A 14,382-nucleotide genomic window follows, 5' to 3' on the forward strand; every position below is an offset into this window, starting at 1 on the left:
TTGAAATGCAATAAATATGCCAACTATATCGTCATTGCCTGTTAATCTTATATATCCCTATTACGAGTTCACTCGTTTTGGAATCATTTACACCATCAATGAATTTAAGATCAGAAGGCGCCAGTTCTTTATGAAACAGGAACCGCAATTCGGGTCTCAGGAAATAATCATATCTTCTGTCAACTACTATGTAATCAACTCCTTTTTGATTAGCAAGCTCAATAACGGCATTATAAGTAGACGGCGTTAAAAACCAGGTAGCGCCGGCAAAATAAGGTATATAGGGTTTCCTTGTCATCATCCTGAGGGGATGGGGCAGGTTTGTGTTCATCCATCGCCCGACGATTTTGTCTGGGTCTGTAAATGCCTTTTTTGTAATCCAGGAGCTGTTAAAGTTGAATGGAAAAACCTGAAGTTGATATATAAATGACACGAGGACAATGCCTGTTGAAACAGGCACCATAGCATATCTGACTGCCTTCCATTTAATGGCATCATAGATATGAACGATTCCACCGGATGTTGTAATTAATAGTAGTGGAACAATAGGAGATATATACCTGACTCTCTCATCCAACAGAGGAGATAGAGGCTGCACTAAAAGGGCCAAAAAATAGAATATGACAAATAAGAACGGATAAATGGCTTTTCGACCCGGGAATAATCCGGCAGCAATAAAAATAATGGTTAAGACAAGCATCTTAAACAATGCAGACAGGTAATTCCTGGCATTATTAATAACCTTGTTAGAGACCCTCTCAATGACATCCCCCCCTGTTTTTTTTGCATCAAGCCTCTCCCATCCGGACGTGGTAGCAGATCCTTCATACGTGATCGTGCTTTTTATGCTGCCATAGGATCCGGCAATGGTCCAATGACCATAAAAAGAATGCAGCTTCACGAGGTAGGCGCTTGTTACAAGGATAAAACCTGCAAAAAAAATCATCAGTGGCACCATAACTTTTTTAAACAACTTCTTTAGATTAAAATCACCCTTCCAGCCAGTGCCTGAGACGGCAGATTTAGTAAAATTCAGAGAATAAAATATTACAGAGATGATGACTGCAGGAACAGCAACCAGTCCTATGATCCTTGTCATGTACGACAACCCAATGCATGCGCCGCTAAGCAGGAGAAAAACGTTTTTCCTGCCCTCAATTCCATGCCAGCCAAGGGCAATGCCGGAAAGGAATAGGGTAATGAACAGTGACTCAGTCAGCATGACCCCTGACCAGCGTATCATCAGAGGACTTAACAAAATCAATACGGCACTCAACCATGCGGACCTTTCATCATATATTGCCTTCGCAAGATAGAATACAGGGATAACTAACAAGGCCCCTGCTATAACAGAGACCAAAACACCGGAGAACTCTATATCACCTGTAACAAATGAAAGGACGGCGCTTGAGATTGAATAAAGAGGCGGCAATATGGAATCAATCCCTTCATGGAAGTCAAATGAGAACTTCCCATTGAGGATTGACTTTGCAAAAGAAAGATACAGACATGAATCCGGGACTACTATTGTCGGGGGTGCACCAAACAATCGCAGGATAAAGGACAGGAAAACAAATCCTCCTAATGCAATCACCCTGGCAGTTAGAAATCTCTTCATGGCAACTGTGAAACCCATCGCTATCCCTTAATCTCATACACCCCGGTCACAAGTTCGCCTGTCCTGGGATTACGCGTTCCATAAATGAGTTTCAGATCAGCAGGCGCCTGTTCTGTCTGAAACAGAAACCGCAGCTCTGGTCTCAAATAATAATCATACTTTCTGTCAATCACGAGATAATCAATTCCATTTTGATCAGCAAAAGCAATGACAGCATTATAAGTAGGCGGCGTTAAAAACCAGATAGCATCGGCATAATATGGTATAAAGGGTTTCCTTGCCATAACCCTTGCCGAATGGGGCAGATTCTCCTTCATCCAACGTCCGACATCTTTTTCGGGATCTATAAATACCCTTTTTTTTGTCCAGGATTCATTCAGGTTGAGGGGAAATAACCACAACTGTGGTATCCAGGATATCAGGATCATTCCAGCTGCCAGTGGAATGACTAAATACCTGATTGCCTTCCCTCTAAGCATTTCATAGATGCGGAGTATCCCGCCGGATGCTGCAATCATTAATATAGGGAGAATTGGAGACAGGTACCTCACCTTCTCCTCTGCCAAAGGAGAGAGCGGCTGCACCAAAAGCGCTAAAAAATAAAAAATGGTAAAGAAAACCAGATAAACAACTTTTCTGTTTGAAAATAATCCTGCAGCAATAAAAATAATAGTTAAGATAAGCATTTTAAAAAGCGCTGACAAATAACTCTGTATATTAACAATTATCTTTTTTGATACTGCATCTATAAAATTTGTTTCTGTTTGCTGGGACGCTAACTTTTCCCATCCGTGCAGGGTTTCAGCCCCCTCAAATGTCATCGTGCCTTTTATACTTCCGTAAGAACCTGAAAGGGTCCAGAATCCATAAAAGGAGTGCATCTTCACCAGATAGACTCCTGTAACAAGGAGAACGCCAACGGATAAAATAATGACAGGTGTTAACATGTCCCTGAATAGCTTTGAACCGGTTGTTTTACGGGACACCACATAATTATACACGATATACATGACAAGGGCCGGAACAGCAACCAGCCCTATAATTCTTGTCATATACGATAGTCCGATAAATGCTCCGCTTAGGAACAACAGGATGTTTTTTTTACCCTCAATTCCATACCAGCCAAAGGCAATGGCGGACAGGAAGAGCGTAATAAATAAGGATTCTGTCAAAATGACCCCTGACCAGCGTATCAGGGATGGATTCAAAAATATTAAGACGGCACTTATCCATGCTGCCTTTTCATTATATGTGGCCTTTGCGAGATAGAAGACAGGAATAATCAATAATGCCCCTGCAAGCGCAGATATGAAAATACCTGACAGCTCAATATTCCCTGTAAAAAATGAAAGGATGGCGCTTGAAATAGAATAAAGCGGCGGCATTATAATATCATCCCCGTTACGAAAATTAAAAGAAAATTGCCCTCTCAGTATGGACTTTGCGAAAGACAGATACATGCATGAATCCGGGTATAATATCACAGGGGGTGCATTAAAATATCGCACGAGAAAGGATAAGAATGTTAATCCTGATAATATAAATATCTTATTGTTGCTAAGCCTGTTTTTCAATCTGCCCCCCTGTTCACCTGAAAATGCTCCTATTCACCCGTCATTCCCACGCAACCTGTCCCCGCAGGATTTCATCCGTCATTCCCACGTAAGTGGGAATCCAGAATCAGGCCACCGGTCTGGATTCCCGCTTTCGCGGGAATGACGTTTTCATGAACCCTGGTGAGCCCTGAGCTGTGAGCTTGTCGAACAGTCGAAGGGCTCATGACGGTTCACCTGAAAATGCTCCTATTCACCCGTCATTCCCACGCAACCTGTCCCCGCATGATTTCACCCGTCATTCCCACGTAAGTGGGAATCCAGAATCAGGCCCACGGTCTGGATTCCCGCTTACGCGGGAATGACGATTTATTACCATTTATGAATCAGAGCCTCATGACGGTTCACTTGTTTTTCCCTGGACCTCGGTCCTGAGGATTGCCATCTCCTGAGCGAGGTCTTTTACCTGACCATGAAGACTTGATATCTTGGTTGCATAATATAGATTAACGACCATCAGAAATATCAGGCTGAATAAAAAGAGGGTTGTGGTGGGGAGGACTGCTCCAATGGTATCAGTAATAAACCTGAGAAGATCATACCATACTGCCAGTACTATAACCAATACACCTGTGAGCAGCCATATCCATGAATACTCCTCCCGGAGCCTTCTCCTCCTTACCAGCTCAACTATAATTATAAACAGCAATATGCTTATGCTAATCGCGAATATCTTTTGTTGGAATGGCATGAGATCCCTCCCCCTTCTTTAGTACACGTCTGTCAAATTTGTCGTTTCTTAACAGCGTGACAAACATGGATAAAAACATCTTGAATATATAATACACGGGTTTAAGACCGCTGTGCATTGATTGGCCCTGCTTTCTTGGGTGCATACGCACAGGGATCTCCCTGATGCGCAATCCGGCCCTGTGCAACATTATCATGACATCTGCATCAGGATAATCTGCAGGATAATACGGGCTTGCATAAAAACGTATGGCATCCCTGTTTAAAGCCTGATATCCCGAAGTCGGATCAGTAACAGGCTGACCTATAATAACCCCGGCAATCTTACTGAACAAGGCCATGCCGATTCTTCGCACCCCTGATGTCTTATATTCACCACTACCCTCTAAAAATCTCGACCCTATAACTACGTCTGCATTTTCCTTTTTTACTTCATCCAGCAAATCCCTGATGGAATCAGGATCATGCTGGCCGTCGGCATCCATCTGCACCACATACATATACCGCTTCAGCAGGGCATATTTAAATCCCGTCTGCAGCGCAGCACCATATCCCATATTAAAGGGAAGCCGTATGACCATGGCCCCTGCCTTCTCCGCAACCCTCGCAGTACGATCCCTTGAGCCGTCATCAATCACAAGGATAGCCGCACCGGACACCTTGTCCTGAATCTCCTTAATCAGGGGTGTGATATTATTTTCCTCATTATAGGCCGGAATGATTATGATAACTTCTTTTGAGCTCTGCATGATTACAATTCCATTATTTCCCTGTAATACTTTTCAGTGGCAATCGCCCTGTCATACTTCTTTATAAAGGCATCCCTGCCATTCCTGCCCATCTCTTCCTGCAAAGCATGGTCATGATAAAGCCTTAGAATCTTGCCGGCAAGGTCGTTATCCGTATCAACCAACCCGCACCTGTTTTCTTCTATGATTTGAGCCACCTCACTGTTTGGAGGACAGATCCCTATGACAGGCTTGCCCACAGCAAGACTGCCATACAGTTTGCTCGGAACCAGCTTCCCTTCCATTCCCCTTTTTATAGACACCAGGGAGACGTCACAGGCATTGAGGCTGTGCAATATATTCTCTCTTGGCTGAAAAGGGAGAAACATTACATTCTTAAGATTGTTGTCAGACACAAATTTTTCCAATCTCATCCTCTCAGTGCCATCCCCTATTAATAGAAAAACAATATCTTTTTCACTTTCCAACACCCTGACAGCCTTCTCAACAGGACGAAAGTCATGGACTATGCCAAAGTTGCCTGAGTAAGACACAATAAATTTATCTTCAAGACCCAGTTTTTTTACAAACGGATTCTTCTCCTTGCGGATTGGATACAACTCATTGCTGTTTGCCCAGTTATGGATAACCGTTATCTTTTCCGGTCTGATCCCATGCCGTATAATATCCTCCCGCATGACCTCGCCTATTGCAATAATCCTGTCCGCCTTTCTGTAATTCCACCGGGTCAAACCTGAAAGTAGATTAACAATTATTTTGTTATTTATCAAACCGAGCCGTGCAGCTACATCAGGATAGATATCCTGAACCCCAAATATGAACTTTGATCCCTTTACCATTTTTAAGATCATGCCAACAAACGCTATATATGGAGGGATCGTAAGGGTCAGGACAACATCATGCTTCGCAAGTACCATGCTTTTAATCAGTCCGGATACATGAAATGAGAGCCAGTTTGGGATCCTGCCAAAAATATTGCTGAGGTTAAACCGTGTAGTAAATACCCTGATAATTTTAACGCCCTGATATTCCTCTTCAGGGGGGATTACACTGTGCCCTGATGGCAGGTAATAGGGTCTTGCTGCTATTACAGTAACATCAATCCCTTTATGGGCAAGGTCAATAGCAAGATCTGTCATTAGCTGGGCTGTGGCTGCCACCTCAGGATAGAAGTGCTGCGTCACTATAAGGACTTTTCGTTTCTTCTTTTTATTCACTGACTACATGACAACCTTTTTGATAAATCCTGCAAAGGCCTTTGACAGAGGCACTATAATCCCGGGATTTGTCATCACCCGGTTTAAATAATTAAACATGATCCTGGGTCTTAAATAAAATTCCTTTAGAAACTTCTTATTATAGTATTCAAGTTTCTCCTTAGTCAGGCCATCCGGCACAAAAACAGTCTCCAGCAGGTTCATGCTCTGCCAGTCCGTATTGATCGTACCATGCTTCTGCCCGATCTCATACATCTGAGAGCCGGGAAACGGGGTCATCATTGCAACAGATATGTCGTTCAGTCTTAGCCTCTTTGCAAACATGATTGTCCTCTCAATGGTCTCATCACTGTCAAACGGAAATCCAAGGATAAAAAAGCCTTTACTCAATATCCCTGCCTCTTCAGTCAGTGTTATGGCATGTTCTACCTGTTCCAGTTTTATATGTTTGTCAGCAAAGTCAAGAATACCCTGGTCACCGCTTTCAATCCCATAGGATATCTGCCAACACCCGGCACGCTTCATCAACTTTAATATCTCCCTGTCCACGCCATGAACCCTGCCATTGCAGCTCCAGCTTATATCCAATTTCTGTTGAATAAATGATTCGCAGATCTTTACCAATCTCTTTTTAAAAGTCAGGAATGTATCATCTTCAAAGGAAATTTCCCTTATGCCATATTTTTTGTAGAGAAGCATTATCATTTCCATCATATATTCTGCAGAAAAATATCTGAATTGCCTTGAGAAAACTGAGGTATCACAGAAAATGCATTTGTGCGGACAACCCCTTGAAGTAAGCACATATGTGGCAGGTAATTTCCTGTATTTAAAAGCCGCCGGCTTATATTGATCAGGAAAACCAGGCAGTAAATCCCACGCTGGAAATGGGAGGGTATCCAGGTCTTTTATAGTATCCCTCTTGTCTGTTATCTTATATGAACCATTATCACGAAGGATTAGTCCTGGTATTTTTTCAAGGTCTCCGGACAAGGCATCCCATTGCCTGTTACTGACAAATCCCCCCTCTTTCCCAATATCCCTGAACTTATTGAAGAGTTCCGTAACAGTAGATTCCCCTTCTCCGATCACACCTATATCAAATTCCGGAAAACGCTTCATGGTCTCTTCCGGAACAGCGGTGAGATGAGGACCTCCTATGATAATCCTGATCCGGCCCTCGCGTCCTTTTACCATTTCAGCAAGTTTGGCAGCCTTGTACACAGATGTTGTCACGGCTGTTATCCCCAGGAAAAGAGGCGGGGCCTCAAATATCCTGTCCATGGTCTCTGAATAGCTGAGGTTCAGTGAGGGGGCATCAATAATTTTTGTGGTAAGGCCCAGTTTTCTTACTACAGCAGCCAGCAAAAGGAGCCCCATGGAGGGGAGGTTGCTCCCTGCAGCAGACAGGTCGCCGTAACGCTCTTCCAGCGTCAAAGGCGGATTGACGAAGATTACATCCGTTTTGTTTCCGTTATTCATTGCAGATTCACACCCTCACCCTGAATCATTTCGGGAATATTTCCCACAAGGTTACTACAACCCCTGCAAATTTTTTTACATCCACTGGTCTTCCGTTCTTTAACAAGAGGGTCATGAGGAGGTCATCCCTTGTTAAATTAGACTCAAAATTCCATACCACCCATAATCTGGGGTACTTTCCGGAAGCAATATATCCTGTAATTTCTTCATTATAATCAGGGTTTTTGTTGTTATACATAATTATACCCCATTCCCTTCCAGTCAGCGAATTTTCTGTAATTTCACTGGCTGGTATAATTGCAGCCTTTTGATCAGTTACTTCAAAGCCATAGGTGGTTAATTTATTATAGCTGTCAAAATTGGCATGATACCTGTGAGGCACTATAATGGCATCATTTTGTCTATGATGTTTGTTAACATATTCAGCAGCGCCTCTCCAATCTCCATCAGAATTTTTCTCCCAGCCATACTGATAGCCGGCAGCTAAAACAGGGAGGTTATTTAAGGCAATAAGCAGGAGAATGCCCCCTGCAATATATTCAATCCTTGTAAAATCCAACTTAACCCTTTGCAACACCTGCAATACCTTTTCACTGAGTAAGTATATGCCATATGCCGTTATCATCAGGAAAAAAGGGAGAACGAAAAATATATACCTGATATGAAAGAAATTATTCTTTGTGGCTTCATACGAGGCTGCAGAGGAAACAAGAATAGTCGTAATGACAAACAAGACATTTTTGTCCCTTCTCAGCAGAAAGCCGGCAAGACCAACAACTGTCAGTATTACCGGTAAAAACTTGAAGCCCCCTGCATTGAATGTGAAGATGACACCTTTGAGGCCATAATAAATGGTCTGAGGTCCACTGCTCCACGGTGTTAATCCGGAATTCTTAAAATATGAAAATAACCAGGGCATGAAAAGTATGACTGAGAGGGAGACAGATAAAATATACTTAAACAAAACACTGATTAGCTCCTTACGGGATTTTCCATGTAACAGCTCATTGCCTGTCATTATAGTGAAATAAGTCCCATGCGCTAACATAATCCCCAGTGTCAGAAGATGAGAGTAGTAACAGAGGGATAAGGATATGGAGTATAGCAGCCAGTCTAACGCCTTACCTGTATCCATGGCCCTTAAAAGGAGTATTGATGCAACAGGGACGACGATATTCAATATGGCATAATTTCTCCCTTCCTGTGCATAAGCAATATCCAGCGGGTGAAAAGTCAGAAGGACCGCTGTAATAATGGCCACAGGAATTCCAAATAATCTCCTTGCCAGAAAGAAGGAACATACTATCCCAGACAGGGAAAACATCAATGATGGAAGCATAAAATAGAATGTATTATCCTTACCGAGTTTCATGAATAAATGACGTATCAATGGGTCCAGGGGTGGATTTGCAGAAATCTGAAGCTGCTGCATTTTGAGCACATGGCTAAAGGTCGTAGCAGCGGCTGTTATATATGTACGCGCCTCATCATCCCAGACGCTGAAATAATCGAGGTGGTATAACCTGATAAACAGCGCAACAGGAAGAATAGCCAATAAAATTAAATTGTGTCTTTGTATTGAATTAAATCTTTTCAATTTCGATGGTACAAAACAATCCTAATTGTCTCGCTAATGGAGATAACAGTCTTTCCAAGAGATTAAAACAGCCATACATGAAATCAAACATCATGGAACCTCTCGATAGCCCGCCGCTCAACGCATACATGAACGGGGTATGGTACTCTATTCGATTGATCCGTAACCCGGGAAATTCCTTTTTAAACCATTCGCGGTCCCTTTCAAAATAAATATGGGGCAACGCCTGGTTCGAACGGCTTAGCGGGTTTCCTCCCTCAATTTCCCGCTGGCCCTCTACATCGAATGGTTCGTGATGAAACCGTTTGTAAATAAACCGGCTTAACACTGAACTGGCAGGTTCAATCATGATAATCTTTCCCCCTTTCATGAGGGTGCGCTGAGCCTCTTTTAAAAACAGGTACGGTCTCGGAATGTGGTGAAACACATTTAACATCATTATGCAGCCCAGTTCATTTTCTTTGTAGGGAAGATGCTCAGCGCTGAATACTTTATCAACCAGGGGGAGGTCAAGAATATCCGAAGTAATGACTTCCGGAAACAGATCTTTTAAAAAACCTCCCCCTGAGCCGATTTCAAGATACCTGCCTTTGCTGACCGATTTGCAGACACCAATAAAGGTCCTGTACCAATCGCTGTAGAGTCGTTTTAAGAAAGGTTTACCAAGAATAATCTCCCTGTGGGCAAGTGTTGTCCTCGGATCATCAAGACTAAATGGTATTTTATACGCCCTGACCATTGTCCCGCTTCACAAAGATATTAAAGTAATGCTCTTCACCTGAGTCTTCCAATCGTTTGACATTTTCCGCAGTTATATTCCTGCATCTCCCTATTTCCAGTAAAAACACCTCGAAACCCATGTCCTTCAGAAAATTATAATACTGGCTCAGGGAACTTCCGGCCTTTCTTAGTCCGTATGGCCAGAACTCTGAAAGCAGTTTTATGGTTTTATTGTGCCTTAGTGTCTTCTCCATCCCCTTTATGGCCTGCATCTCAAAACCCTGTATATCAATTTTTACAAAATCAACCCTTTTATTGTTTGCCAGATACTCATCTATGCTTACAGCCTGAATCTCTATCTCCCTGTCGTAAACATCCGGTTTGTAGGTGCGGTGATCAACGTTCAGACTTTTTGAGGTGTATATCTTTAGCACCCCTGTTTCAGCCCCGACCGCCTTGTTGATTAATTTAATATTTTTAAAAGGAAGCGTATTTTTTATTAGATGTGTAAAATTCAGGGGATCCGGTTCAAAACAATGGATTTGTCCTGTACTTCCGGCAAGCTGTGAGAGGATCCTCGCGTAAAACCCGATATTAGCTCCGATATCCAGCACAACATCTCCCTGTTTAATATATTGGCGGAGCAATTCTATTTCGAACCTGTCCTGCCTTCTTTTGAAAAGAGGGTAAATAATGTTATAGACAGGAAAACAGTTTTTATATAAGAAATTACCGACGATTATTTCCGGAGAGGATACCATTCAACTTGATAATTCCCTGTAGCTTGCTACAGGGTTTCCTCCTGTAATTCCCACGAAAGTGGGAATCCAGAATCATGCGTAGTTCTGGATTCCTGCTTACGCAGGAATGACGTTGAAGTTGCTTGAATACCCTGCAGCTTGCTGCAGGGTTCTTCATTTCTTCACGACAGTTTCAGCTTCTTAAATGCGAGCCAGCTCATCTTAAGCAATATCACGCCGTGCCTGAATCTCTCGATCTTGATATTCCCGTATTTTCTTGCCCTGTACCGTATCGGGATCTCCACAATCTTAAGGTTCTGCCTTGCGGCGCCAAATAACAGATCAAAATCTCCAAATGGGTCAAAGTCCCCGAAATAATTCCGGTGTTCCCTGATCCTGAGATAGTTCTCTTTTGTCAGCACCTTGGTCCCGCAGAGAGTGTCTTTGATCGGCTGATCGAGCAACCATGTAAAGATCATGCTGAAAACCTTGTTCCCGGCGATGTTCAATATCCTCATCGCCTCATCTTCCATCTGATATACCAGTCTCGTCCCGTTGATCAGATCACCCTTTCCTTCAGCAATCGCCTCATAAAACTTGGGCAGATCCTCCGGAGGCACAGTCAGGTCAGAATCAAGGATCATCAATACCTCCCCTGCAGCTGCATCAAACCCCTTCCTGACTGCATCCCCCTTGCCAAGTCTCAGCATCTTGTTCGGGGCCTGTTTCAAATCAGCCGCGCTCTCTTTATCCCGGGTATCTTTCGGAATCTGATGAATGAGTTTGATATCCTTAATCCCATTGTATCTTTTTATCATCTCTTCGATTTTCTCAACAGTCCCGTCTGTTGAATTCCCGTCAACGAATATTATCTCAGTGTGACTGCCCATATGAGGGATACGTGCCACTGCGTCCTCAATGTTTCCAACCTCATTGCGGCACGGGACGATTACGGAAACAGAATACCCTTTTTCTCCGGCAAGTTTCCTGAAACCCTTCGCCGGCTTTGCCACTATGTACTCCACAAGGCCCAGTTTTTTTAACAAAGGCAGTTTGACGAGCATTCGATTGCACAGGCCGGACAACACCGGAATATACTTAGGCAGCAGCACGCTGTGCCCCTTCTTGATCGTCTCAAAACCATTCAGATACAGGAGATTCTCGATATCCGCTAGTGAGAGCCAGTTCTGGTAATCCTGGGGCATCTTGAGACCGAGCCTCTCTGCCAGTCTCAAGACAGGCTCCCACAGGTAATTATAATAAGTTACGACCAGCCGGCTGTTCCTGTGACATAGCTTGCGCATATCCCGGAATGCCTTCCAGACATCGGTCAACTCCCCTATCAGATCAGAGCAGACCACATAGTCAAAAGGTTCCTGTGTCTTCAGATCCTCAATGTCATCCACTGCAAAATCAAGGTTTGGATATTTACCAGTGGCGAGTCTTATCATCTCAGGGCTGAAGTCTATACCCTTTCCATAGGAAGGCTTCATGTGTGCCAATGTATCGCCTGTCCCACACCCTACCTCGATAATCCTGCAATTCACCGGAACAAGAGAGGCAAGCAATTTCTCAAGCTCTTTATAGTAATAGCTGTTTTTTTTGCGCCAGTAATCTTTCTGAGGCGCAATGGAATTAAAATGCCCTGTCTTTTCAGCCTTGCTCTTCATCTGCCCTGTCCCTCTGCACCATTCATCTATAATCCCTGCTATTTCACCTTAAAACGCTCCTATATACCTGTCATAACCACTGAACCTGTCCCCGCAGGATTTTTCACCCCGTCATTCCCACGGAACCTGTCCCCGCATGATTTTTCACCCGTCATTCCCACGTAAGTGGGAATCCAGAATCTGGCCCCGGTCTGGATTCCCGCTTACGCGGGAATGACGTTTTCATGAACCCTGGTGAGCCCTGAGCTGGGAGCGTGCCGAACAGTCGAAGGGCTCATGATGGTTCACCTGAAAATGCTCCTAAGTACCCGTCATTCCACGGAACCTGTCCCCGCAGAATTTTTCACCCCGTCATTCCCACGTAAGTGGGAATCCAGAACCAGGCCATTGGTCTGGATTCCCGCTTGCGCGGGAATGACGTTTTCATGAACCCTGGTGAGCCTGAGCTGTGAGCGTGCCGAACAGTCGAAGGGCTCATGACAGTTCACCCGAAAATACTCCTAAGTACCCGTCATTCCACGGAACCTGTCCCCGCAGAATTTTTCACCCCGTCATTCCCACGTAAGTGGGAATCCAGAACCAGGCCATGGTCTGGATTCCCGCTTACGCGGGAATGACGTTTTTCCGATCCTTTGTTAGCCACCGGCTCATGACGGGTCATCAGGCTTCTTCCGCTTTATAGATAAATTCAACGCCCTTTGTAATCCCATCACAGATAGTATCGAGTCCCCTGCTCCTGCCTGGCAGGAGATCGTGCAGGCTCTCAAGACTTATCCGGTATGGGATATTATCAATGCCTGTTGGCTCCACAAATTCCACGGGTATCATCCGCCTGAAGAAGAAGTGGTAGGCATATTTCTTCGCCTTAAGCGTAGTCTCCGCAGACAGCCGCTCCTTTAGCGGGAGTCTGTCCAGTATCCTGAAATATTCCTCTTCTGAAGATACATCAATGGTGATCCCCTTGTTCCGTATCCATGCCTCTCCGGCAACTATCACCGGGATTCCCCTTGCCGAAAGTTCAACGCCTGTCTTTGTGCCGTATATGATGAATGTGTCGCATTTATCCATGAGGTCATAGGTGCTGATCTTACTATCCGGCGGTATGATGAAGACATTCGCCGGCAGTTCAGGAAAGACCTTTTTTATCTCCTGAATGATCGGTTGCCTTGAAGTGAGGAAGCCGCTGATCTCAGCCGGATGGACCCTTATCACAAGCTGCATATCCGGCCTTGCTGCAAAATAGCGGATCGTTTTTAAGGCCCAGTCGAGCATATTCCTGAATGCATTTGCAGGATAATGAAGCTGGGCATCCCACATTACATTCGTCAGCATCCCTATAGCGGGCTTTGAGAAATCAATCTTTATCTCCTGATCCACCGGGTCGCGCATGAAAGAAATCCAGTCATGGGTACCGCATCTCCTGCTCCCCAGATAATCCATCAACTCTTTTTCAATATCTTCATCCCACCTCATATTCTCCCATTTGGACGTCTCTTCCGAGATCAAAGTATGATGATAGGTCTCATCATGGCTGAAGATAAAGGTCCTGCTCCTGTAGGATTGGATCCATGTCACCACCCTCGTCTTTAATTCCCTGAAGGTCTCACACAATATTCCCTGGGGCACATAGATCCCATGGTGCAGCAGCACGCAATCAAACCGGTGTTTTTGGGCCATGCCGGATGCGACATAATAAGAACGCAGCGAGGCGTCGAGAGAACGACGCAGGATTGGTTCACTGTCAGCCTCCTGATCGAGGGTACCGCTGCCAAAAAATCTCAGGGCGCCTGAAACAGCATGTTCCCCGATATGGATCCCATTCGCGGTATAATTTGGGATTTCGGAAAGGGGAAGCCCTGAAGAAATCGTCTTTGCCCTTTCTGCCTCTTCATCTGTAATAAAATCACTGTAGCGGTGGACCTTAACCCCTACCCGCTCAAAGAGCATCTTCCCTGATACAAAACATCCAACGCAGATGTTTCGTGCAGGTCCGTCTTTAATAAAGTCTCTTAAATTATCCACGAGAAATATTGAGCAGACCTGACAGACAGGCAGGAAGGAATCACACAGTAGGACATGCACTTCAAATCCCCGCAGGGTAAGGGCTGTGGCAATCAGGCTCTCAAGAGCAGTGCCCGCATAATAGTGCCCCACGCTGGTGGCCAGCAGGATCTTACGCCTCTCTTTTCCGGAATGGATCGCCTGATCCCATAGCGCCTTATCCCTTCCCATGACCTCATCCCACCGCTCTAAACCAAGCTCCCGGAGATTCTTCTTTCCCCACAG

11 protein-coding genes are annotated in these 14,382 nt (G+C 44.5%); all 11 read right to left on the bottom strand.

Translation table 11 applies throughout. The features are described 5' to 3' along the window. Positions 1–31: 31 nt before the first annotated feature. A complete protein-coding gene (locus IT393_09020) occupies positions 32–1,636 on the bottom strand; it encodes a glycosyltransferase family 39 protein (GenBank protein MCC7202781.1) in 1,605 nt (534 codons plus the stop codon). Positions 1,637–1,638: 2 nt separating this feature from the next. Then, a complete protein-coding gene (locus IT393_09025; protein ID MCC7202782.1) occupies positions 1,639–3,192 on the bottom strand; it encodes a glycosyltransferase family 39 protein in 1,554 nt (517 codons plus the stop codon). A 373-nt stretch (positions 3,193–3,565) separates the two neighbouring features. After that, a complete protein-coding gene (locus IT393_09030) occupies positions 3,566–3,922 on the bottom strand; it encodes a DUF2304 domain-containing protein (GenBank protein ID MCC7202783.1) in 357 nt (118 codons plus the stop codon). Next, positions 3,891–4,670, bottom strand: coding sequence for a glycosyltransferase family 2 protein (locus IT393_09035; GenBank protein MCC7202784.1), 780 nt, complete (start codon positions 4,668–4,670; stop codon positions 3,891–3,893). Before IT393_09035 ends, IT393_09030 begins: the two co-directional genes overlap by 32 nt. Positions 4,671–4,672: 2 nt before the next feature. Next, positions 4,673–5,887, bottom strand: a complete 1,215-nt coding sequence (locus tag IT393_09040) for a glycosyltransferase family 4 protein (protein ID MCC7202785.1) — start codon at positions 5,885–5,887, stop codon at positions 4,673–4,675. A gap of 3 nt (positions 5,888–5,890) precedes the next feature. Then, the gene (locus tag IT393_09045; protein ID MCC7202786.1) at positions 5,891–7,369 is read right to left on the bottom strand and encodes a cobalamin-dependent protein; all 1,479 of its coding nucleotides are present in this window, start codon (positions 7,367–7,369) and stop codon (positions 5,891–5,893) included. Positions 7,370–7,394: 25 nt separating this feature from the next. Beyond that, entirely contained in the window at positions 7,395–8,924 is a 1,530-nt protein-coding gene (locus IT393_09050; GenBank protein MCC7202787.1) for a glycosyltransferase family 39 protein, read from the bottom strand. Positions 8,925–8,952: 28 nt separating this feature from the next. Further along, positions 8,953–9,705 carry a class I SAM-dependent methyltransferase gene (locus IT393_09055; protein MCC7202788.1) on the bottom strand — a complete coding sequence of 251 codons (753 nt, stop codon included), beginning with the start codon at positions 9,703–9,705 and terminating at the stop codon, positions 8,953–8,955. Continuing rightward, positions 9,689–10,333, bottom strand: coding sequence for an FkbM family methyltransferase (locus IT393_09060; protein ID MCC7202789.1), 645 nt, complete (start codon positions 10,331–10,333; stop codon positions 9,689–9,691). Before IT393_09060 ends, IT393_09055 begins: the two co-directional genes overlap by 17 nt. 275 nt (positions 10,334–10,608) lie before the next feature. After that, complete coding sequence (locus IT393_09065) at positions 10,609–12,096, bottom strand: glycosyltransferase (protein MCC7202790.1); 1,488 nt, start codon at positions 12,094–12,096, stop codon at positions 10,609–10,611. A gap of 660 nt (positions 12,097–12,756) precedes the next feature. After that, the gene (locus tag IT393_09070) at positions 12,757–14,328 is read right to left on the bottom strand and encodes a capsular biosynthesis protein (GenBank protein ID MCC7202791.1); all 1,572 of its coding nucleotides are present in this window, start codon (positions 14,326–14,328) and stop codon (positions 12,757–12,759) included. Between the last annotated feature and the right edge of the window lie 54 nt (positions 14,329–14,382).

Source organism: Nitrospirota bacterium, assembly GCA_020851375.1.
GTDB lineage: Bacteria > Nitrospirota > 9FT-COMBO-42-15 > HDB-SIOI813 > HDB-SIOI813 > RBG-16-43-11.